The organism is Pseudoalteromonas sp. BMB (assembly GCF_001709235.1).
GTDB lineage: Bacteria > Pseudomonadota > Gammaproteobacteria > Enterobacterales > Alteromonadaceae > Pseudoalteromonas > Pseudoalteromonas maricaloris.
In genome coordinates this window covers 11,356-34,877 of the sequence record NZ_MBQA01000204.1, presented here as the reverse complement: position 1 = coordinate 34,877, position 23,522 = coordinate 11,356, and the positions used below count along the sequence as shown (strand labels likewise).

General features: G+C 44.1%; 20 protein-coding genes. 16 read left to right on the top strand and 4 right to left on the bottom strand.

Annotated elements, in window-relative coordinates:
* The first annotated feature begins 9 nt into the window (after nt 1-9).
* Nucleotides 10-291, top strand: coding sequence for a hypothetical protein (locus BB427_RS20645; protein WP_069022969.1), 282 nt, complete (start codon nt 10-12; stop codon nt 289-291).
* Nucleotides 292-338: 47 nt separating this feature from the next.
* Here the strand turns inward: BB427_RS20645 and BB427_RS20640 are convergent, their stop codons facing one another.
* Entirely contained in the window at nt 339-2,039 is a 1,701-nt protein-coding gene (locus BB427_RS20640; protein WP_069022967.1) for a dipeptidyl-peptidase 3 family protein, read from the bottom strand.
* Between the two features lie 393 nt (nt 2,040-2,432).
* Here BB427_RS20640 and BB427_RS20635 point away from each other — a divergent pair, with 393 nt between their 5' ends.
* Nucleotides 2,433-3,272: an HDOD domain-containing protein gene (locus BB427_RS20635; protein WP_069022965.1), complete on the top strand. Its 840-nt coding sequence runs from the start codon at nt 2,433-2,435 to the stop codon at nt 3,270-3,272.
* 75 nt (nt 3,273-3,347) lie between these two features.
* Here the strand turns inward: BB427_RS20635 and BB427_RS20630 are convergent, their stop codons facing one another.
* From BB427_RS20630 to BB427_RS20620, 3 genes are all read right to left on the bottom strand, one after another.
* Entirely contained in the window at nt 3,348-4,241 is an 894-nt protein-coding gene (locus BB427_RS20630) for an EamA family transporter (RefSeq protein ID WP_069022963.1), read from the bottom strand.
* 349 nt (nt 4,242-4,590) lie between these two features.
* On the bottom strand, nt 4,591-5,505 hold the full coding sequence (rdgC, locus tag BB427_RS20625; protein ID WP_069022961.1) for a recombination-associated protein RdgC: 915 nt from the start codon (nt 5,503-5,505) through the stop codon (nt 4,591-4,593).
* Nucleotides 5,506-5,662: 157 nt separating this feature from the next.
* Nucleotides 5,663-7,423, bottom strand: a complete 1,761-nt coding sequence (locus BB427_RS20620; RefSeq protein ID WP_010372128.1) for a sensor histidine kinase — start codon at nt 7,421-7,423, stop codon at nt 5,663-5,665.
* A gap of 198 nt (nt 7,424-7,621) precedes the next feature.
* Here BB427_RS20620 and BB427_RS20615 point away from each other — a divergent pair, with 198 nt between their 5' ends.
* The 14 genes from BB427_RS20615 (at nt 7,622) to BB427_RS20550 (ending at nt 23,431) form a co-directional block, all read left to right on the top strand.
* On the top strand, nt 7,622-7,987 hold the full coding sequence (locus BB427_RS20615) for a response regulator (protein WP_069022959.1): 366 nt from the start codon (nt 7,622-7,624) through the stop codon (nt 7,985-7,987).
* Nucleotides 7,988-8,227: 240 nt separating this feature from the next.
* Entirely contained in the window at nt 8,228-10,642 is a 2,415-nt protein-coding gene (gene thrA / locus BB427_RS20610) for a bifunctional aspartate kinase/homoserine dehydrogenase I (protein WP_069022957.1), read from the top strand.
* Nucleotides 10,643-10,647: 5 nt separating this feature from the next.
* Entirely contained in the window at nt 10,648-11,586 is a 939-nt protein-coding gene (gene thrB, locus BB427_RS20605; protein ID WP_069022955.1) for a homoserine kinase, read from the top strand.
* Nucleotides 11,586-12,869 carry a threonine synthase gene (gene thrC, locus BB427_RS20600; protein WP_069022952.1) on the top strand — a complete coding sequence of 428 codons (1,284 nt, stop codon included), beginning with the start codon at nt 11,586-11,588 and terminating at the stop codon, nt 12,867-12,869. The genes thrB and thrC overlap by 1 nt, the downstream gene beginning before the upstream one ends.
* A 257-nt stretch (nt 12,870-13,126) precedes the next feature.
* Nucleotides 13,127-14,383 (top strand): serine hydroxymethyltransferase, encoded by a 1,257-nt coding sequence (gene glyA, locus BB427_RS20595; protein ID WP_010372111.1) that lies wholly within the window; start codon nt 13,127-13,129, stop codon nt 14,381-14,383.
* An 85-nt stretch (nt 14,384-14,468) separates the two neighbouring features.
* Nucleotides 14,469-14,918, top strand: a complete 450-nt coding sequence (nrdR, locus tag BB427_RS20590; RefSeq protein WP_010372109.1) for a transcriptional regulator NrdR — start codon at nt 14,469-14,471, stop codon at nt 14,916-14,918.
* Nucleotides 14,915-16,027: a bifunctional diaminohydroxyphosphoribosylaminopyrimidine deaminase/5-amino-6-(5-phosphoribosylamino)uracil reductase RibD gene (gene ribD, locus BB427_RS20585; protein ID WP_069022950.1), complete on the top strand. Its 1,113-nt coding sequence runs from the start codon at nt 14,915-14,917 to the stop codon at nt 16,025-16,027. Before nrdR ends, ribD begins: the two co-directional genes overlap by 4 nt.
* 1 nt (nt 16,028) lies before the next feature.
* The gene (locus tag BB427_RS20580; RefSeq protein WP_010606132.1) at nt 16,029-16,685 is read left to right on the top strand and encodes a riboflavin synthase; all 657 of its coding nucleotides are present in this window, start codon (nt 16,029-16,031) and stop codon (nt 16,683-16,685) included.
* A gap of 28 nt (nt 16,686-16,713) precedes the next feature.
* Entirely contained in the window at nt 16,714-17,826 is a 1,113-nt protein-coding gene (gene ribBA, locus BB427_RS20575; RefSeq protein ID WP_069022948.1) for a bifunctional 3,4-dihydroxy-2-butanone-4-phosphate synthase/GTP cyclohydrolase II, read from the top strand.
* A gap of 116 nt (nt 17,827-17,942) precedes the next feature.
* Nucleotides 17,943-18,407 carry a 6,7-dimethyl-8-ribityllumazine synthase gene (ribH, locus tag BB427_RS20570; protein WP_010372096.1) on the top strand — a complete coding sequence of 155 codons (465 nt, stop codon included), beginning with the start codon at nt 17,943-17,945 and terminating at the stop codon, nt 18,405-18,407.
* Between the two features lie 11 nt (nt 18,408-18,418).
* Nucleotides 18,419-18,829 (top strand): transcription antitermination factor NusB, encoded by a 411-nt coding sequence (gene nusB, locus BB427_RS20565; RefSeq protein ID WP_010372094.1) that lies wholly within the window; start codon nt 18,419-18,421, stop codon nt 18,827-18,829.
* Nucleotides 18,830-18,872: 43 nt separating this feature from the next.
* Nucleotides 18,873-19,835: a thiamine-phosphate kinase gene (thiL, locus tag BB427_RS20560; protein ID WP_069022946.1), complete on the top strand. Its 963-nt coding sequence runs from the start codon at nt 18,873-18,875 to the stop codon at nt 19,833-19,835.
* Between the two features lie 8 nt (nt 19,836-19,843).
* Nucleotides 19,844-20,326: a phosphatidylglycerophosphatase A family protein gene (locus BB427_RS20555; protein ID WP_010606135.1), complete on the top strand. Its 483-nt coding sequence runs from the start codon at nt 19,844-19,846 to the stop codon at nt 20,324-20,326.
* Nucleotides 20,327-20,350: 24 nt separating this feature from the next.
* Complete coding sequence (locus BB427_RS20550; RefSeq protein WP_069022944.1) at nt 20,351-23,431, top strand: ligand-binding sensor domain-containing diguanylate cyclase; 3,081 nt, start codon at nt 20,351-20,353, stop codon at nt 23,429-23,431.
* Nucleotides 23,432-23,522: the final 91 nt, after the last annotated feature.

The following is a 23,522-nucleotide window of genomic DNA, read 5'->3' as shown; positions in this document are numbered from 1 at the left end:
GTACGCGATATGAATAAAAGTTTAGTTGTTATTTTGGCAGTATCATTATTATCCGCCTGTAAGGCGACTGTGCCAGAGCCTTATCAAAAAGATCGTGAACCAGAATCCAGAACTGAATATAGTGGTGTGGAAGGGTTGGCGCAGCAACAGCAGGATCAAAACTATTTGATGCGCAAAGAGCTACAAGACAAATGCGATGATGCGAAAGTAAATTTAGCGATTGCTAAATCTGACAAAGCCACAAAAGCCATCAAAAAACACCAAAGAGAAATCGAAGATTATTGTATCTAGGATTAATTACACCATGGTAGTAAGCACTACCATGGTGTGCTCGGTAATTACAGTCCTAGCACCTGCTTACCTTGCTTAAAGGTAACATCAACAGGAATGTTCGCTTTGGAAAGCTTATCTAGATCTTTTTGTAGTTCCGCTTTGATATCGCCGTGTGTGGCGATCAGTTGATCGACTTTTTGATAGTCGCCGTCACCTTGTAGCGTTAGGATAAGGTTAGACAGTTTCTCCATCGCTGCGCCCATCTTCTCCATATTCACTTGATATAAACCATCCGTGTTCTTAGAAAATGCGCCTTCTTCTTTAAAGAAGTTAAAGCGGATCATGTTCGCTTTACCATGTGCACTGGATGCGCCAAAACGTACTGAGCGGAAGATACCAGCCATAAAGGTGATGTAGTAATCCTCAAGCGTACCTTCGGTGATCTCGCCTTTTTTAAGTAGTTGCTCAACCATATATAGGCCTAGGATATCTGCTTTGCCTTCTTCAAGCGCACTGGCGTGTTCTTGCAGTGATTGGCGCACAGTACCTTTACCTGTAATAGTATTTTTAATGCCTAGACCATGGGCCACCTCATGGAACATGGTATTAGCAAAGAAAGCATCAAAGGTGATGTGCTTACGTTGCTCAGGGACGATAAGTTGGTCAGCAATTGGTACTAAGATCTTATCGAATTTTGCGCGCATGGCGTTTTTAAGCTGTAGGCGACGCGTACCTTTTTGGAGTTGCACTTCTTCGTCATTTGGCAGGTTAATCGCAATGGTTTTACTACCCGCGTTTGAATGGCCTGCATAATAAATGACGTCATATGCGTTTAAGTCAGCATCAGATCCAGGCACTTCTTGCTTGTATTTATCGTCAACTGGCAAGCCGGTTTGTAGCTCAGGTAAAAAAGCGGCAAATTTAGCGAGACGCTCACTCCACGCTAAGTCTTTAACCAGAACGTAAGACTCAAAAGCGGCGCGATAGCCAAATAGCTGGTCTTCATAGGTTTCAATTGGGCCAATTACCACATCAATCGGGTTATTCTTCATGTCCATCCAAGCGAAATCAGACGCTTGGTAGCTATTATTGACTAATGCATCTGCGCGCAAGTTTAAGTAGTTTGCAAACTCTTTGTCTTGTGCCAGTTTACTTGCTTGGCGTAAAAGCTCTGCGGCTTTATCCAATTCTGATTTATACGCGGATGAGTAAGAAGTGCTGTATAGCTTGCCGCTTTCATCGCGGCGGATAACAGAATACAGTCCTGTTTTATCTTTTACATCGGCGTTATTTAGCTCGTCTTTGGTGATGTCGCTTGGATAAAATTCTGCACCCAGTGCTTTTTCTTCAAAGCCAGAAAGAAAAACTTGGTCGCCATTTAAACGATCCCAAGGCCCATAGTTAATGTCCGCGAATTGGCGTACTTTTTCGTCTGAGATTTTGCTTAGGAATGTTGCTTTGTCTTCGCCGAACGCTTGCTGCCAAAATAAATCATCCATAATAACCGAAGCGTCGATGAGTAAAGCTAACATCTTTTTCTGGTTATCGTTTAAGTGACTCAAGTCTGTTTCTAGCGTTACTGGGGTATAAATATCTAGCCGGTCTTGAGATGCATTAACTAGCTTATAGCCTGATTGTTTAGTATCAACTTGTGCTTGCTCAGTTTGTGCACTAGGTTTCTCTGAAGAGGTTGATGGCTCAGAGCAGCCTGTTAGGGTGAGACCTGTTGCAAGCGCGATTGCAACTGAAATCATAGAGTGTTTCATAATGCTCCCTTGTTGTCTTAATTATGTGGCGATCACCTTACACGATTTTGTATCACAATACTTAGTTAACTTAGTTTAGCATGTGGTACGTAAGCCGCTGTTAACGTGAAAGGTCATCATTTGTGTCCAGCTGTGGGTCATTTTCAGTATTTTTGCGGCAAAGTTTGCCACAATACACCGTATGCTATGAATTCTAACTTGCTAATTATTGAGGGTATATAAATAAAATATTATTTTTTTAGATTTTCTTAACTTTATCCGAAAGTTAGACAATACTTACGTCATAGATACTAAAAATCAGCAGTGTGACCTCCAGCAAGCAAGTGCTTACTTTTGCCATAAGCTTATGCTTGTAGTCGGGTCTTTTATTCAGTTATTAAGGGATTTGGTTTCATGTCTACAGAAAATGCTTTGCTCACGATTCTAACTGACAGAATTAATAACGACACCTTGGTATTGCCGACATTACCTGAAATCGCAGTGCGAGTTAGGCAGGCGGCAGATGACCCTGAAATTAACTTGATGCAGATGGCAGATGTTATTTCTCACGACCCAGCCCTTGCAGCACGTATGATCAAAGTTGCCAACAGCGCTTTTATGGGCCGTTCGGTGAAGGTAAACACCTTAAACCAAGCAGTAACTCGTATCGGTCTCAGACAAATCAAGAATATAGCGACTGCAATGGCGATGGAGCAGCTATTTGTTTCTAATAACAAGCTTATCAAGACTTACATGGACAAAGCTTGGCAGAAAACGCTAAAAGTTGCTTGCCAAGCGATAACAACGATGGATTTTTATCTTCGCGTCAACAAGCATACATCGCTTAACAAAGATACAATCACGTTGGCTTCTTTGGTGTTTAATATCGGTGTTTTACCGATTTTGACAGAGGCTGAACGTCACCCTGAAGTGTTTGCCAATCCAAGCTTTTTGGCTCATGCCATCCAGAAATTAGGCGGCAAAATTGGGGGGGCAATAATGCGAGAGTGGGAATTCACCGATGAGTTTGTTGAAGTCGCAGAAAGCTGGGCAAATCCTAATTATCGGCCTGAACATGTTTGTTATGTCGACTTTATTCGTGTTGGAGCAATCGTCGAAGGTATATTGCAGGTGTCGGATAAGTCTGCAGCGCTAAAACAGTATGAAGAAAAGGGTGTGATAAGGGAAGTTGATATGTTTGCAGGTGACACTTATTTGAGTGTACTCGAAGACGTTAAAACAATGTTTGCTTAATCCTTGTACTCAATACGCGGTTTCAGCGCCTTAGTTTGCCGTGAATATAAAGACCTCTGTTGAGGTCTTTGGCGTTTAGGGCATAGCCTCGGCCTGGGGTTTTTTAAATATTTTACTTATCCGAGCACCTGTAACTGAAATCGTTAAGCCACATAAAATAAAACCACCCCCAATGGCTTCCATTAGCATCAACTGCTCATTAAGTAATAACGCTGAACCTACAATGCCGACAATAGGGATTAATAAAGCAAAAGGCGTCACTGCAGCGGCCTTATGATTTTTAAGTAGCCAACCCCATACTGCAAAAGCAATCAGCGTCGAGATATAACCCACATAGGCAATGGATAACCAAGACTGTGTTGTGGTGTTCAGTAGTAAGGCCAATGGGGCGTCAGTTTCAATAAAATAAGACAGTGTAAAAAGTGGCAATGGCGGCACTAGGCTTACCCAAACAATAAAATGGAGTAAATTAACGTCTTGCAGGCGCTTCATAATGAGATTTGAAAACGACCAAAATAATGCCGCGAATAGAATGAACACCGCGCCCAATATTGTCGTTGACCCAGACGAGTTGATAAAAAACAAACTAAAGCCAAACGTTGCAATGCTAATCCCCACCACCTGAAAGCGCTCCATGGTTTCCTTTAACAACAAAACACTTAGCAAAATCGTGAAAATGACTTGGGCTTGTAGCAGCAAAGAAGCAATGCCGGCTGATGCATTTGATTCCATCGCAATAAACAGCAAGCTAAACTTAAGCACACCTAAAAATAGCCCAACCCCGAGTACGTTCCATACCGACGTGTTAGGAAAGGGAATGAAAAATACTGCTGGGATCGCGACTACCAAAAAACGCAAGCCTGAGAATAAAATAGGAGGTAACTCTGCTAGGCCAAATTTAATGACCGAAAAGTTAAGCCCCCAAATTATCACTACTATTAAAGCCAATGAAATGCTTTTTACATTCACGCGCGTCAAACTCCGTTTAATTGTACGAGTTACCGTTTTCGGGTATCGGACTACTGGCGTAAATTGTCTTCGATACCTGAAATTCAGGTTAGCAAAGCGTTACTGCCAAAGCCGAATTGCTATCATGCCATTGAAGAGTAAATAAAGCGCGACAAATGCGTTGGTTAGTGCAAATAAAGTGGCGAGTCAGTGACTATACGCTCGTACTTGAGTGCGTGTAATCCGTTCGCTATTGGCGCAAAGTGACCTTGTGAAGATAAAGTATTGAGCAGGATTAAGAAAAATTGATAGCCATATCCGCTATCAATTTTTCGTACCCAGAGGCCAACAGGCCCTAAGTGATACTAAATTAAGACTCTAGGCCTTCGTCGTCACCAAGACCTTTGGTTAGATCTTCTAACAACTCTTTGATTTCTTCCGATACCAAAATAAAGTCAGCATCAAGTTTAACGGCTAGATCTTCTTTAGGGATATCCGCATTTTGGTCTTTAAGTGCTTCTGCATAGCTTAAACGTTTTAATGTGCCATCGTTTTGTAAAACGAACTTCACGCGCTCACGCCAATCTAACGCGAGTTTAGTCACACGTTTACCGTTTTCTAGGTGCGTTTTGATTTCGTCTGATGAAAGGTCATGTTGTTTTAACTTGACTTGAGCACCGTTGTCGTCTGGCTCTTGCAACTCAGCGTCGGTGCCTATTGCAAAGCCTTCAGGTGCACTAAACTCGGTGAGCCAGTGTGTTAGCTGTAAGTCTAAATCATAGTTTGCAAACGCAGGTACAACAGGAAGCGTGCCCAGAGACTTACGCAGTAGTGCAAGTAGTTCTTCCGCTTTATTGAAGCTGGCACTATTTACAATCACCCAACCTGATTTTTGGTCGATAAAAGCAAATTGCAGGCTCGATTTTTTGAACGCTTGAGGCAATAAAGTGGCTAGGATATTTTCTTTAATATCGTCTTTTTCTTTTTTCTTTACTGGACGATTTTCTTGTTGCTCTATTTGCTCAATTTTTTCGGCGACCATTTCATTGACTACGGCTGCAGGAAGCACTTTTTCTTCACGCTTAGCACAAACTAAGATACTGTCTTGAGAAAAATGTGAAAGCATCTGACCATGTTTACCGAAGGCTTTTGTCCAGCCAAAAGTGGTCATGTCTTGGCTACCACAAGGACGAAAAATATCCTGCTCGAGTGCTTTTTCGAAATCTTCTTGTGTGTAAGTTACATCTTGTTTGAATTTGTAGCAGATTAAGTTACTGAACCACATAGAAATATGCCCGTCTGGAATAAAATTGCGGTCATCATAGCAAAAAGGTCACAGCTTGTATTCCACTAGATGATGTTTGGTGGTGGGGGAGATATCTTGCGCCAATACGCCACTTTGCAGCTTGGCGTATTGGACGGTTGTCGTGTTCTAAACTTGGTTAGCTAAACATCGCCATTGGTTTTTGTAAGTCTTTTGGGAAGCTGATGTAGTAGGTGAGGCCTTTGCCTTCTTCACTATTTACTTCGATATCCCCATTCAAAGTTTGTTTTACGAGGTTTAGGGTAATATGGGTACCAAGCCCACTGCCACCTTGATCGCGTTTGGTCGTAAAGAAGGGGTCAAACAAACGGTCTAGTTGGGCCTTACTTACGCCCTTACCGTTGTCTTTGTAGACGATATTTACCATACCATTGTCTTCTTTGATTTTAATATCTATTTGTCCTTGGTCTTGATTTTCAAAACCATGGATCAAAGAGTTCATGATAAGGTTAGTGAATATTTGGCTAATTGCCCCAGCTGGTAAATTTAGCGTCATGTCTTCAGGGCATTCAACATTCACTTGATGATGAGTTTTCTTCAATTTTGGATGTAATGAGCGGATCACTTCACCAAGGTATTGCTTCAGGTTAATGGTACGAACCGCTTCACTGGCCTGATCGACTGCAATTTGTTTAAAGCTTGCGACAAGCTCCGATGCACGGTCTAAATTGGTGGTAAGTAGGCTAGCACTTTGCTTTGCTTCGCTAATGAATTCTTCTAGCGCTTTTGGTGATAAGGTTTTGCCGTTGTACGCCGCCTCAAGCTGATCTAAACGTTCCTGTAAGAACGACGTTGCAGTCACGCCGATACCAACGGGGGTATTAATATCGTGCGTAATACCGGCAACGAGACCACCAAGTGCCGCCATTTTTTCAGAGCCCACTAAGCGCTCTTGAGCCATATTTAGCTCGTCTACGTATTTCTCAAGCTCTTTTTGTTTAGTTAGTAGTTCTTCTTCTGTTTGTTTTCTTAAATCAATCTCTTCTGTGAGCGTTAACTTCTGCTTTTCTAATTCATACTTTTGTTGCTGGAGATCCATCATCGCTTGGCTCAGGTTTGAGGTTTTACGTGCGACTTCTTGTTCCAACTGAATATTATGTTGGTCGAGTTTTTCATTGCTGATCAGCAGCTCTTTTTGAGTTTGGTCGAGTTTTTTACGATATTCAGAGACCTTATCAATTAGCTTATTGAATGCCTCTTCCATGATCTTTAGTTCATTGCGCTCTTTTGCGCCGATATCTATTTTATGGCCATCAACGTTGTCGACCTCAAAGTCTTCAATTTGCTCGGTGAGGTCGCTTAATGGCTCGGTAAGTAGCTTTCTGAAGGCAATTAAAAACAGAATAATCAAGAATGTTGTCTTGATCATCGCATTACCTATCAAAAAGTAGATAGAAATCATGATGCGGCTAAAGACGACTTCTCGGCTAGAAAATAATGTTACGTCGCCGACTTGCGTTGCACGTCCCGAAAATTCAAAAATTAATGGAAATGTATAACCAAATAAACCGGATGGCGTATCTTCGATTATTGCTTCTTCTTGAACAAGCTGTTGGCTATACAGCTCGTGAATATCTAGTGAGCGACCAAGCTGCGAAATAATCTCACCGCTGTCATCACGTACAATAATTCCTTCGATCATGGGGATCGCAAGTAGCCCCTCAGCCGTAGTAACGGTCTGCTTCGTATTGAGTTCCCAAATGGCACGGGTCAAACTGCGGCTAAAGGTTTTTTGCAGCATGGTAAGTTCATTGCGAATATAGTCTTTGGTATTGACGTATTCAGCAACGATTTGACCACATGTGACGACAAAGGTTAGAAGGAAGTAAACCGACAGCACATTGGTGAGCAATTTTTTTGAGAGGCTTTTTTGCAGCATGAATTAAGCTGAGCTCCTACGGTAAGTTCATCGCCTTTGTATAATCTGTTTTTAAAGTTAGCCAATAAATGGTTAAAAATAAATAATTATCTTCATTAATTATGCTTTTTAGCGCCTTACCTAGGAAAGTTTAATGTGTTATAAGATAGCGATATCCAGTGACCGTTTTATTAACGATAGTACAAGACTGACCACTTTATGAGTTATTCCGTCTTAGTTTGCGATGATTCGGCTGTCGCCCGTAAACAAGTCATTAAAAACTTACAGAGCAAATTAGACCTGACCTTGCACCAAGCACAGAATGGCCAGCAGGCGATTGATTTACTGAAAACTCAGCAAATAGATTTATTGTGTCTGGATTTAACCATGCCAATACTTGATGGGATTGCTGTGTTAGAGGCAATAAAAGCACACCGAATTGAATGTTTCGTGGTGGTTATTTCGGCAGATGTTCAGGCCAAGATGAAAGAAAGAGTAGCAAATTTGGGGGCGTTAGGGTTTTTAGAAAAACCGGTTAAAGCAGAGCAGTTATTAGAATTACTGCACCAGTTTGGTATCCGATAACTTATCTATGCAAATTACAAATGTCACTATTAAAAATTTGCATAATCTATTTTGCTCTTTCGTATTGACAGCGCGGCTAAACTTCAGGCACTCTAAAATTATGAAAACGAATATTATCACTACGACCATTATTACAACCACCATCCTAACGGGATAGTGGCATAGGTCAGTGCGAGTTTGAAAAAGGCCTGTGTTCACTAAGAACACAGGCCTTTTTTGTTTTTGGAATGAGGAAAAATGATGCGAGTACTAAAGTTTGGAGGGTCTTCCCTCAAAGATTTTGCCTGTTTACAAAGAGTCAGCGAGCTAGTTAAAGACCATGGCCAACAACAAGCGCTTATCGTGCTGTCGGCACCCGGTGGCATGACAGATCAGCTCGTTGAGCTTGCTGATTTGGCTGGACGAGGAGAAGCGTTTGACTCCCAGTGGCAGTCATTTACTTCCCGCAGCCAAGGCTTATACGATGAAGTACAAGCGGTGTACGGTGGTGTTGTAGGCTGGCCTGACTTTGAATTACTTAAGAATAAATTAGATGGGGCCAAGTTACTGGGACACTGCCCAGATCAAGCAAGAGCCTATGTTATTAGTTTTGGTGAACGCATTAGCGTGGCGCTGATGGACACTATGCTGCAATCAGATTCAGTGGCGCTCAATGCTGACGCGTGTGTAAAAACGCAGGGCGGGTATCTTGATGCCGAGGTTGACCTTAAGCTAAGTAAGCTATGTTTTGCAGAATTAGTGCGTGCCCAAGCGTCGCGTTTTTATATCATGGCAGGATTTACGGGAAGCAATGAAGCAGGAGAGCTAACAACGCTTGGTCGCAATGGTTCTGACTACTCTGCGGCAGTCGCTGCTGCGTGTCTTGAAGCCGAAATCTGTCAAATCTGGACTGACGTTGATGGTGTCTACAGTGCAGATCCTCGCCTAATAAAGAAAGCGACTAAGGTCGACGTGCTATCTTATAAAGAAGCCATGGAGCTATCTTATTTTGGCGCTAAGGTGCTGCACCCAAAAACAATTTTACCTTGCGCCAAAGCCGATGTGCCTTGTGAAATTAAAAATACTCATGATCCAGAAGTGCCAGGTTCACTGATTTGTGCTCAAGGCGGTGGCGAGGCTCCAGTAAAGGCGCTTTCGAGTCTCGACAAACTTGCTATGTTGACCGTGGCAGGACCTGGGATGAAAGGCAAGGTTGGCATGGCTGCTCGGGTCTTTTCCGCACTGGCATCAGATAATGTATCCATCGTACTTATTACGCAATCTTCTTGTGAATTCAGCATCAGTTTCTGTGTCCATGAGCAAGACTTAACACTTGCGCTGGTTGCGCTTGAACAGGCATTTGAGCTTGAAACGCAAGCAGGATTAATTGACCCAATTGAAGTGCAACGTAATCTTGCTATCGTTACTTTGGTTGGCGACAACATGAAAGCGCACAAAGGTCTTGCGGCCAAATTCTTTGCGTCACTTGCACAGGCTCAGGTGAATATTGTTGCCATCGCGCAGGACTCAACGGAGAGTTCTATTTCGGCGGTGGTTGACGGTGAACTTTGCCAAGATGCAGTAAAAGTGTGTCACGAAAACTTCTTCACGCACGTGCCATCCATCGATGTTTTCTTGATCGGCTGCGGTCTAGTGGGTCAAGAATTAATGAAGCAGTTTCATAAGCAGCAAGCATGGCTTGAAAAACGCAATATCCGTTTGAACCTCTATGGCATTGCAAATTCAAGTAAGTGTTACTTAGACCCAGAAGGCGTACCGTTTGATAACTGGGAATTGGCGCTTGAGAAAGCGGAGTCTGGCTTTGATTTACAACAGGTGAGTCAGTTTGTTAGACAAAATCATTTAATTAACCCTGTGATTGTCGATTGTAGTGCGGCTCAGTTTGTTGCTGATGGCTATTTAGACTTTCTTAATGCGGGCTTTCATGTCGTTGCGGCCAACAAAAAAGCCAATACTGGCAGCTATGAGTATTATCAGTCACTGCAGCAGGCTGCACTTGCTAAGCGCCGTCACTTTCTATACGAAACCAACGTTGGCGCCGGACTCCCTGTATTAGACAACCTTAAATTGCTGTTTGGCGCAGGAGATGAATTGCTTTCATTCAGTGGTATTTTGTCTGGCTCGCTATCGTATATCTTTGGCGTATTGTCGGATGGTTTATCGCTATCGGAAGCGACAGAGAAAGCCAAACAAAGCGGTTTTACAGAGCCAGATCCGCGCGATGACTTATCTGGTACGGATGTCGCGCGTAAGCTGCTTATCATTGCCCGTGAATCGGGACTGCCGTTGGAGCTCAGTGATATTGAAGTTGAATCAGTATTACCTGAAGGGTTTGCTGAGGGCGCCAGTGTTGATGAATTTATGGCGCAATTACCGCAATTAGATGATGCTTTCGCAGCGCGTATTGCTGCGGCAAATGCACAAGGCCAAGTGCTACGCTATGTCGGTTCAATCGTTGACGGTAAATGCCGCGTTGGCATTGAAGCCGTAGACAAAGAGCACGCTCTGTACGATATTCGCGATGGTGAAAACGCACTGGCTATTTTAAGCCAATATTATCAACCAAAGCCTTTTGTGATCAGAGGTTATGGCGCGGGCGCAGAAGTGACCTCTGCTGGCGTATTTGCTGATATCCTAAAAACGCTGTCGAGGTAGGAGTTATGAAAACGTTTTATGCACCAGCGTCAATGGGCAATTTTTGTGTTGGCTTTGACGCCCTTGGCGCCGCACTCCAGCCTATTGATGGCAGTTTACTGGGTGATCAGGTCAGCGTTGAAGCCGCAGAGCGTGATACGTTCAATTGTATTGGTCCATATGCCGAAAAGCTCTCCGCCGATCCTAAAGACAATTTGGCGTTTCAGTGTTTACAGCACTTCAAACAGTATGTAGCTCCCAGCATGCCTGCGGTTGCCATGACCTTGTATAAGGGCCTTCCTGTTGGTTCAGGTCTAGGCTCTAGCGCATGCTCTGTGGTTGCCGCTTTCGCTGCACTCAATGATTTTGCCAATACGCAATTAAACCAAGAGGCGCTCATTGAATTGATGGCCGACTTTGAAGCAAAAGTCAGTGGCGGTCGTCACTACGACAACATCACGCCATGCTACCTTGGTGGGCTACAACTGACTGCGGACTGCATTCCAAGTAAAGCAATCAGTGTAGCGCATGATGAAAGCTGGTTTTATGTTATTGCATATCCTGGCTTTGCATTGAATACAGCGAAAGCAAGACAAGCACTACCGCAGCAATTTTCTTTGCATGATACGGTGGAATTTGCCCAGCGACTGTCGGGCTTTTGTTTATTGATGCAGTCAGGTCAATTTGACAAAGCATTGTCGATGATGAAAGACAGTATTGCCGAGGAAGCGAGAGCGCCACTCATTGCTGGCTTTAACGAAGCAAAAGACGCGCTACCAGCTTTAGGTGCTGAGCTGGTGAGTATTTCAGGGGCAGGGCCCACACTATTTGCTATTTGTAAGTCTGAGCAACAGGCAAATGCAGTGCAGCAGTGGTTGCAACAAAATTACATTAATGAAGCGGGTTTTAGCCATATTTGCCGATTAGATACGCTTGGCACAAGAGAATTAAAGGATCAAAAGTAATGAAATTAGTGAATTTAAAAGACGAACATCAGGTTGTTTCATTTGTTGAAGCGGTACAAATTGGTTTAGGTCGTAACCAAGGGGTTTTTTTTCCTCCTACATTTGAGCGTATTGCGGATGTTGATGCACTACTTGAATTACCTTTTGCTGAGCGTAGTGCCAAGGTATTACATCACCTTATTGGTGATGAACTACCACAAGATACGCTTGATGCGATGGTAAAACGCGCCTTTAATTTCCCTGCTAAGTTAGTCGAAGTTGCTAAAAATCAGCATTGTTTAGAGCTTTTTCATGGACCAACACTGGCGTTTAAGGACTTTGGCGGCCGCTTTATGGCGGAATGCATTAGCATGTTTAATCAAGGTGAGCGCGTGACTATCCTCACCGCAACAAGTGGTGACACGGGCGCCGCCGTTGCCCATGCATTTTACGAAAAAGAAAATGTCGATGTGGTGATCCTTTATCCTCATGGCAAAATTTCGCTTGCCCAACAAAAGCTGTTTACAACACTTGGGAAAAACATTCATTGTTATGCTGTAGATGGCAGCTTTGATGACTGCCAAGCGATGGTAAAGTCTGCATTCCTTGATGATGAAGTAAAGCAAAAGCTTGGTCTTAATTCGGCAAACTCCATCAACATCAGCCGTTTAGTGGCGCAAGTGTGTTATTACTTTGAAGCGTTAGCGCAATTACCTAAATCGCAGCGTGATAAAGTGCATGTTTCAGTGCCAAGTGGTAACTTCGGCAACGTATGTGCAGCAATGATTGCGGCGGCGATTGGATTACCTATTGCTAAGTTAAGTGCCACGACAAACCAAAATGATACTGTGCCCCGTTACATTGCCTCGGGTGAGTGGCAACCAAATGAGACTTTGGAGTCACTCTCTAATGCGATGGACGTGAGTAAACCTAATAACTGGCCTCGTGTTGAAATCATGTTGGAAAGAGGGGATTTTAACAAACATGACTTTTATTCACGTTCGGTATCGGAAGCACGGACTCAGGCGGTAATGCAAGAATTACATGACAAAGGTTACTTGGCTGAGCCACACACTGCGATAGCCTACGAAGGATTAGCGCTGGACTCTCAAGCGGATGAAACCGGAATTTTCCTTGCCACTGCGCATCCTGCGAAGTTTAAAGAATCTGTAGAAGGTGTTTTAAATCAGCAGCTTGATATGCCTAAACCGTTGAACGATGCATTGCAAAAACCATGTTTGGCAGAGCCGCTTAGTGCAGATTATGATGCTTTGAAGGCGGCAATGTTAGCAAAACTCAACTAAATCAGAGAGCCTGTCTGAGTGGGTAGAACGCCCACTCAGATAAGGTCAATTCCGAGACTATATTAGCTTTTCAAATGCAACTTAGGTTGTCTTATTTAAAATATTAATGTTTAAATAAAAAAATATCATCGCGATAGGGGTGTGAAATAAATTCAATCCCTGCTTAAATATGCCCATGCTGATTTCATAGGCAAACTGGTTATCTTGTGATGCTAGATTGTCTTTAAAAATACCCTTACGTTTACCTAGGAGAAACCATGTTAGAACGTAACATGAATATTGCAGATTTTGACCCAGAACTATTTGCAGCGATTGAAGCAGAAACTTCACGTCAAGAAGAGCACATCGAGCTTATCGCTTCTGAGAACTACTGTAGCCCACGTGTACTTGAAGCGCAGGGTTCTCAGCTAACAAACAAGTATGCTGAAGGTTACCCAGGTAAGCGTTATTACGGCGGTTGTGAGCACGTTGACGTGGTTGAGCAACTTGCGATTGACCGCGCCAATGCGCTATTTGGTTCGACTTACGCAAACGTTCAGCCTCACGCAGGCTCACAAGCAAACGCGGCGGTATTCCAAGCGTTACTTCAGCCACATGACACTGTGCTAGGTATGAGCCTTGCTCACGGTGGTCACTTAACGCACGGTTCACACGTAAACTTCTCTGGTAAAACGTACAATGCTATCCAGTACGGTCTAAACGAAGAAACTGGTGAAATCGATTACGCGCAAGTTGAAGCGTTAGCACTTGAGCACAAGCCAAAAATGATCATCGGTGGTTTCTCTGCGTACTCAGGGATCGTTGACTGGGCGAAGTTCCGCGAAATCGCTGATAAAGTAGGCGCTTACCTACTTGTTGATATGGCGCACGTTGCAGGTCTAGTTGCCGCTGGTATCTACCCAAGCCCAGTGCCTCATGCACACGTTGTAACAACAACAACGCACAAAACGCTAGCGGGTCCTCGTGGTGGCCTTATCATCTCTGCTTGTGATGATGAAGAAATCTACAAAAAGCTAAACTCTGCGGTATTCCCTGGCGGTCAGGGTGGTCCTCTATGTCACGTTATCGCTGCAAAAGCGGTTGCGTTCAAAGAAGCACTACAGCCAGAGTTCAAGTCATACCAAGAGCAAGTGGTTAAAAATGCACAAGCTATGGTTGCGGTACTTCAGGAGCGTGGTTATAAAGTGGTTTCTGGCAAAACTGAAAACCACCTGTTCCTACTTGACCTGATTGATAAAGACATCACAGGTAAAGATGCAGATGCTGCGCTTGGCCGTGCAAACATCACAGTAAACAAAAACTCTGTACCAAACGATCCACGTTCACCGTTCGTTACTTCTGGTCTGCGTATCGGTTCTCCTGCAATCACTCGTCGTGGCTTCAAAGAAGCTGAGTCGAAAGAGCTTGCTGGCTGGATCTGTGACGTACTAGACAACATCAATGATGAGTCTGTACAGGCACAAGTGAAAGAAAAAGTAAAAGCAATTTGCGCTAAATTACCTGTTTACGCATAATTTCGCTCACAAAAAAGCAGTTTTTTGTTATGATTAAGGCCGCATTCAAGCGGCCTTTTTTGTTTTTGAGTCAACGAGAGCGTCTATGCATTGTCCATTCTGTACAGCCAAAGATACCAAAGTGATAGATTCACGTTTGGTTGCTTCCGGCCACCAAGTCCGTCGCCGTCGTGAGTGTATTTTATGCCACGAACGCTTTACTACCTTTGAAGGTGCTGAGCTCTTAATGCCGCGCGTGATAAAGCAAGATGGTACCAGAGAGCCTTTCAATGAAGATAAGTTACTCAATGGCATGCACCGAGCGCTGGAAAAACGTCCCGTCAGCACTGAACAAATTGAAGAAGTAGTACACCAAATTAAATCTCAAATTCGTGGTACTGGTGAACGCGAAGTACCAAGCGACATGATTGGCGAATGTATTATGGAAGCCCTCAAAAAGCTCGATAAAGTGGCTTATGTGCGATTTGCTTCGGTATATCGCTCTTTCGAAGATATCCGTGAGTTTGGTGAAGAAATTGCGAGGTTGGGGGATTGAGCCAGTTCACAGCGCAAGACCATGATTTCATGAGCCGCGCCATCACGCTTGCAAAACGCGGTAAATACACCACAACACCCAATCCAAACGTCGGCTGTGTGATCGTAAAAGACGGTGAAATCGTCGGCGAAGGCGCGCACTTAAAAGCAGGTGAAGGCCATGCTGAAGTGCATGCGCTTAAGCAAGCTGGAGCTAAAGCCGCTGGTGCAACTGCCTATGTAACGCTTGAGCCATGTAGTCACTATGGTAGAACGCCGCCATGTGCTAAAGGTCTGATTGACGCAGGCGTCAGCAGAGTGGTTGCAGCCATGGTTGATCCCAACCCACAAGTTGCAGGGCGTGGATTGGCAATGTTAGAAGCCGCGGGAATTACAACGGCTTTTGGTTTGTTAGAGCCACAAGCAAGGGCACTGAATACCGGATTCTTGAAGCGAATGGAGCATGGATTGCCGTTCGTGACTTGTAAGCTTGCCGCTTCTGTTGATGGGAAAACCGCACTAAACAATGGCCAGAGCAAGTGGATTACCTCAGCGGAAGCGCGCTTAGACGTACAGCGCCACCGCGCGCAGAGCTGTGTGGTCTTGACCGGAGCCGATACGGTTATGGTAGACAACGCCAGACTCAATGTTCGTGAAGAATTTTTGCAAGACACCGATTATCCTCAATCTGAGCTACGCCAGCCGATACGTGCGATTATTGACTCACAAAATCGTCTGACACCAGATCTTGCGCTATTTAAAATTACATCTCCGGTGATTATTTTTCGCCGTACTATTGATAATTCAGCGCAATGGCCTCATTTCGTAGAGCAAATTGTCGTGCCTGAAATCAACGGTAAGCTCGACCTAAAAGCCGTGCTCAACAAGCTGGCTGAAAAGCACTGTAATTATGTTTGGCTAGAAGCCGGTGCCACCCTTGCGGGGGTAATGCATGAACAAGGGCTAATCGATGAATATATCGTCTATTTGGCACCGAAAATAATTGGCGCTGGAAAAGGGCTGTTTAACACCACACCACTGAGTGCCATGTCGCAAATACCAGAGTTAGTGTTTGGCGACGTTTGCCAAGTGGGGCCTGATCTCAAACTTATCGCGACTAAAGAGAAGTAAAATGTTTACAGGTATTATCGAAGCAACAGGAACATTAACTCAATTGCAGCTCAAGGGCGGCGATTTAATTGTTCGTGTGACCACGACATCTCTTGATATGAGCGATGTAAACTTGGGTGATAGTATTGCCACGAACGGGGTTTGCCTAACTGTAACTGAGAAGTTTCATGATGGCTTCAAAGCCGATGTTTCTAACGAAACCTTAAGTTTGACGCGTTTTGCCGAGTACAAACAAGGCCAAAAGGTAAATCTTGAAAAGGCGCTGCAGCCGATTTCACGTCTAGGCGGTCATTTGGTGTCAGGCCATGTGGATGGTATTGCTGAAGTGGTTGAGATAACCGCTAATGCCAGAGCGACTGACTATTGGTTAGCCGCGCCGTCATCGCTAATGAAGTATATTCCGTATAAAGGTTCGGTTGCTATTGATGGTATCAGTTTGACGGTCAATGCCGTGGAACAAAACCGCTTTAAATTGACCATAGTGCCACACACGGCGCAAGAAACGACGATTGCAGGTTTTCAAGTCGGGTCAAAACTAAACCTAGAGGTTGACCAAATCGCCCGCTACCTCGAAAGACTAATTCAGGGTGAGCCAAGCGCTGCCAGCGAGTCCACTCTCACAACCAGTCTATTGGCGAAAGCTGGCTTTATAAAGTAGCCACAGACAAAGTAAAAATGGGAAAACTATGAGTTTAAATAGTGCTGAGGAAATCATCGCGGACATTAAAGCCGGTAAAATGGTTATTTTGATGGACGATGAAGACCGAGAAAATGAAGGTGATCTGATCATTGCAGCAGAGCACATTACACCAGATGCAATTAATTTCATGGCAACATATGGTCGCGGGTTAATCTGTTTGACCATGACACAGGAGCGCTGTGAGCAGCTGAACTTGCCACTAATGGTGAAAACCAATGGCGCTCAGTTCTCTACCAACTTTACTTTGTCTATTGAAGCTGCAAAAGGGGTAACGACGGGGATTTCAGCGGCAGATCGTGCTCGTACAGTGCAAGCTGCAGTTGCCAAAGGTGCAGTGCCTGAAGATATTGTCCAACCTGGTCATATCTTCCCAATCATGGCGCAACCAGGCGGCGTTTTAACGCGTGCAGGCCATACTGAAGCTGGATGTGATTTAGCACGTTTGGCGGGATTGGAACCTGCATCTGTGATTGTTGAAATTCTAAATCCAGACGGCACTATGGCACGTCGCCCACAACTAGAAGTATTCGCAAAAGAGCACGATATTAAAATCGGCACCATTGCTGATTTAATTGAGTATCGTAATTTAAACGAAACCACTATCGAAAAAGTAGCAGAGTGTAGACTGCCTACTGAGTTTGGTGAGTTTAATCTAGTGACGTACAAAGACACCATTGATAATCAACTTCACTATGCGATGGTAAAAGGCGAGATAAAATCGGAAGAAGCCAATTTAGTACGTGTGCATCTGCAAAGCACGTTTAACGATATTCTTCATTCAGATCGCAGCGCGGATAGAAGCTGGACACTGCAAAGTGCCATGAAGCACATCGCCGACAACGAAGGCGTATTAGTCATTCTCGGTAAGCAAGAACGCAGCGAGGAGATGGAAGCGTTGGTTAAGGCATTTGCTGCGGAAGATGCGGGTGAACAGGTGAACTACCGTAAATTCCAAGGTACTTCGCGCACCGTAGGTGTGGGGTCGCAAATTTTGGCTGATTTAGGCATTCAGAAAATGCGCCTAATGAGTCTACCTAAAAAATATCATGCACTGTCTGGTTTCCACTTAGAAGTGGTTGAATACGTCGAACCAAAATAATTCCAAAATGCCAAATTGATCGCAATCGCCTATATTCAGATAGTAGGCGATTGCCACATTACTGTGCTATCATGCGCCTCAATTTGGCAATTGCTCATACAGATTAGGAACATCTAATGAAAGTAATCGAAGGTAATAAATACGCTCCTGGCAAAAAATTTGCCATTGTCATTTCACGTTTTAACGATTTTATCGGTAGCAGCTTACTTGAAGGCGCTGTAGATGAATTAAAACGTACCGGTGGTGTTAGCGATGAAGACATCACGGTTGTATATGTACCGGGAGCGGTTGAACTACCACTAGCAGCAAAACGCGTTGCGATGAAAAAAGAGCACGACGCGATTATTGCGCTAGGTGTGATTATTCGTGGTGGTACGCCACACTTCGATTTAGTTGCTAACGAGTCTAACAAAGGCTTAGCTAGCGTTTCATTAGATTATGACATCCCTGTTGCTTTTGGTGTACTTACTACTGAAAGCATTGAGCAAGCTATCGAGCGCGCGGGCACTAAAATGGGCAACAAAGGGGGAGAAGCCGCCCTTGGAGCTCTAGAAATGGTGAACGTGCTAGAGCAAATTTAAGAGGAATCTCAGTGAAACCAGCAGCTAGACGCAAAGCACGTGTACTTGCTTTACAAGCTATTTATTCTTGGCAGCTAAGTGGTAACCCAATTGCCGATATCGAACAGCAAATGCTGATCGAAAACGACGTAACGAAAGTCGATGTAGAATACTTCAAAGACTTAGCGCGTGGTGTTGTTGTTAACCAAAAGCAGCTAGACGAAGCAATTCGTCCGCATTTAGCTCGTCCACTTGAAGAATTGGATATGGTTGAGCTTGCCGTGTTACGTGTTAGTGCTTATGAGCTTAAATTCCGTGAAGATGTGCCATACAAAGTGGCTATCAACGAAGGTATTGAGTTAGCGAAAATGTTTGGCGCTGAAGAAAGCCATAAATTCGTTAACGGTGTACTAGACAAAGCGGTTAAGTTTATTCGCAAATAAGCTTTACTATAGGAATAGCCGGCCTTGGCCGGCTTTTTTGTGTATGAAAGAATTTGAGCTAATCAATCACTACTTTAAAGGCCGCGGTATTATTCGTCGAGATGTAGAGCTTGGGATCGGTGATGACTGTGCCCTAGTTTCAGTTCCTGCTGGCAATCAGCTTGCGGTAACAACGGATACGCTAGTTGCGGGTGTGCACTTTTTTGAAGATATTCCACCACGGGCGCTTGGCCATCGTGTGATTGCGGTAAACCTTAGCGACTTAGCTGCAATGGGCGCTGAACCTACTTGGGTGTCACTTGGTTTAACCATACCCAACGCTGACTTAGAGTGGTTAGAGGCCTTCACCGAAGGCATGCATGAAATCGCCGAGTACTATAACGTACAAGTAATAGGTGGCGATACAACGCAAGGTCCATTGACTATCACTGTATGTGCAAAAGGTATTGTACCAACTGGTAAAGCACTCAAGCGCTCAGGAGCGCGAGTGGGTGATTGGATTTATGTAACAGGTCCACTTGGTGACGCAGGGCTTGCTATTGAAGCGCGAAAGCAGGGCTGGACGCTTGAGCCAAAACATTACAAAGTGGCGCTTGAAAAGTTTCACTACCCAGCGCCACGGGTTGCAGCTGGCCAAGTGCTTAGAGGGCTTGCTACTTCAGCAATCGATATCTCAGACGGTCTACTTGCGGATCTTAAGCATATTTTACGTAGCTCGTTAGTTGGCGCTAAGATAAATGCCGATAAAGTCCCACAGTCTGATGCGCTGCGCTCAAGTCTTGATGAAGATGCACGCATGCGGCTCGCGCTCGGTTTTGGTGATGACTACGAGTTACTCTTCACGGTCAATGATAATAACAAAAATGCCGTGGAAACCAGATTGAAGCAATATGGTGTTGAGCCAGTTTGCATTGGCCAAATTACGGCTAATAATGGCGAAATTCAATTGCTCAAAAAAGGTCAACCTTACCAGCTCTCAGGGCTTGGTTTTGAGCATTTTAGCTAGGAGTTGGTTTGGCTAAGCAGTATGTATTTAATTTAAAGAAGCCGCATCAATTCTTTGCACTCGGGTTTGGTCTTGGTTTAGCGAAAAAAGCACCTGGTACTTTTGGCACCTTCGCCGCATTACCGTTTATTTTTGCAACCCAGGGCGCACCAATTTGGCTGCAATGTCTGGTTGCGATTGTCATGACATTATTTGGGATTTGGGTGTGTGGTAAAACAGCGGACGATGTTAATGTTCATGACCATCCAGCCATTGTCTGGGATGAAGTGGCAGGCTTTTATATTACCATGATAGGGGCGGCACTTAGCTGGCAGTCATTAATCGTTGGCTTTATTTTGTTTCGCTTTTTCGATATTTTGAAACCGGGTCCGATAAGATGGCTCGATAAACGTTTGCACGGTGGCTCTGGGATTATGCTAGATGATGTATTAGCGGGCATTTTTTCATTGATTTGCGTGCAAGCTTTGTTTAAAACTGGCATTTTAGTCTAACTGTGCTGATGTGATGGAATCGAGATGACAAGGCTATTGTTTTTCATTTTCACTTTGCTGCTACCAATTACGAGTTTTGCGGCGATAGATGATTACGTAGTTAAACAGTGGAATATCCAAAGTGGATTACCGTCACAAAGCGTTAAGAGTGTTGTTCAAGACAATCAGGGCTACATTTGGCTCGGAACTCAGTTTGGCTTAAGCCGGTTTGATGGTCATCAATTCCAAAACTTCAACACCCAAAACACCGAATTCTTAAATAGCAATGCCATTAATAAATTGGTGGTGGATCGATTTGGCATGCTCTGGGTTGGCACGCGTCGAGGATTGTTAAGACTCAATCCCCAAACCTTAGAAGCTCGGCGCTTCGATCTGCAGGGGCCTGTACGGGATATCTTGCAAGATGAAGATGGCGGGATCTGGATTGCTGCGAATGGTCTGTATTATGTTTCTGCGAAAAAGCTGACGTTAGCCGCCAATAACATCGAACAAAGTACGTTAGATGTTACCCAAATCAATCAAATTGTAGGTTCCGTGACTAAAATGGCGCTGGTGCCAGATGGCATTTGGTTGGTAAATGAGCGTCATTTACTTAAAATCAGCGAATCCAGCAATCGTACTGGCGATGGGGTTCGGCTTGAATTGGCAAGTAAAGTGTCATTACCTGAACAGTTAGCGCAAACCATCATACATGACTTAGCTTGGGTCGACGGCAAGTTGTTCTTAGCATCAGAGCTGGGCGCCTATTTTCTAGATATTGATGAAGTACTACGTCGTTACCAAGAAGTGGGTAACAATGCGGTATATAAGTTTCTTAACGATAAAGAGGGCGGCCTGTGGGTTTCCACTTATGGGCGATTGTTATACCGACAAAATAATGGCATTTGGCAAGCTGTTGAGCCAATTCAACTAGATCAGAGCATCTGGTTTGCCGATATTTTTATGGATAACGATAATAATATCTGGCTCGCTAGTTTAAATGAGGGACTTTGGCTTGCTCACTCAGGTAAGGTTGAGCGTCATCATATCGGTCAACGGACAAATCAAGCTATCTCAGCAATTACTCAAGGCCCCAACGGTCAATTGTGGGTAGCTAGCAGAGAAGGTCTTGGTATTATCGGGTTAAATGATAGTTATCAACCCGTGCTCACAAGTGCTCAGTTAAATCGCTCTGTAATACACGACTTAGAATTTATCGGTGAAAAGCTCATTCTTGGTACTGACCGTGGCGCGCTTATCTATGAAGATGGCATACTGCAAAAGTTAAGTGAGCGTGAGCTCAGGCAAAATCCGGTATTTTCTCTCAGCCCTTCAAATCGTGGGGGGATGTGGTTCGGTACAGGTAGGGGCTTGTATCGTCTTGATTACAAGGGGATAACGCCGTTTGCCTATAATGCCTTTCTCGGTAGCCAATTCGTCACTTTTGTTGAAGACTTCCCTAGATACGGCTTCATTGGTACAAACAAAGGTGCTTATCGTTACAATGATAAGGGGATCGAAAAAATTGGTTCTCAAACGTCGTTGGATACCGCTTATATCACCAGTATTTTGCATTTGGATACTGTGACGACTTTAGTTGGCTCTCTCAACGATGGGTTATTCTATCGTACCTCAGACGGTGATTGGTATCAGCTTGATGCTTCAAATGGATTGCCTTACGGATCGATATTTTCGCTGCATTATGACAAGAGCAATCAGCTCATCTGGGTGAGCACAATGAAAGGGGTATATCGCATGCCCGTTGCGCAATTCGGTCATGTTATAGAGAGTTTGCAAGTTGAACAAGTAATAAGCCCATTCGATAGGCAGCTCGATGGTAGACCAAGCCAATGTTGTTCAGGACTTGGGCATGATGCCGTGGTTGAAACCGAGTCAGCTATTTTTTACCCCAGCTTACAAGGCGTTGTTGAAATCCCTAAAAATGTCCAGCTTTTTGGTGGTGGGGATTTATTGCCAAGACTCGAGTCATTGTCTACCCACGATAGAGTATTTAGTACAGAATCATTAAATCAAGTGATCCAGCTTGATACATCTGAGCGTGATTTAACCATTAATTATACTGCAATCGATTTTTACGCGCCGCATAGCATTGAATTTAGATACAAGCTAGAAGGGCACGATACGCAATGGCGTGATGCTCAGTCACGCCGCGAAGCAATTTATACCAATTTACCACCAGGCAACTTCACCTTTGTTTTAGAAGTTAAGCGCCAAGGGCAAGATTGGGAGCAGGCGAAGGTGCTTAACTTATCCATTACGTTACCGCGCCGTTTCGACGAGACTATTTACTTTAGGCTGTTTATCACTTGTGCGTTTATATTTATGTTCTATCTCATTTTCTGGGTATTTAGAGCACAAGAAAGAAGAAAGCAAGCCGCGCTAGAAGCGTTGATAGCAGAGCGTACGACAGAGCTCAGAAAAGCCAACGAAAAGCTTAATCAGGTCAATACTCAGCTTAAACTTGTAAGTCACTCAGATGAATTGACTGGGCTACGTAGTCGTCGCTTCCTCTTTGATCAGTTACCAAAAGATGTCGAGCATTATCAGCGCAATGCACAATCATTACAGGCTCAAAATAAGAGTTTGGTATTGATGATCATGAACATTGATGATTTTAGCAAAATTAATGATTCTTATGGTCCAATTGGTGGTGATAGTTGCTTGCAGCAATTAGCGACGTTACTTAATACACGAACGCAAGGTTCTGATTATGTTGTCCGTTGGAGTGGTGATGAATTCCTATTACTACTACGTGACTTTAGCAGAGACTATATCGAAGAGTATGTCAGCGACTTATGTAAGGCGATTGCTGAAACGGATTACCGCTTACCGAACGGTAAAACGACCAAATTGACGGTGTCGATGGGGTGGTCATATTATCCATTGCCACTACTAGGCGGTAAGGTCATTGGTTGGGAATCATCTGTGAACCTAGCTGATATCGCATTACATCAGGTCAAGCAACGTGGCGGTGATGGTGCTGCGACAATCATCTTTGACGATCAATTGGATGCATTCGAATTTGAGCAAAGCGCGAACATAGAGTCTCAGTTACAACTTTTGCAAAGCAATGGACTTGCGGAAGTGAGAGTGTGGATGAGGTAAAGCTCATCACTAGCTCTTAAACTGTCAACATATTTCAGGGCGAGAGGCAGAGCATAAAAAAGGCTTCTAAATGGAAGCCTTTTTTAGAACT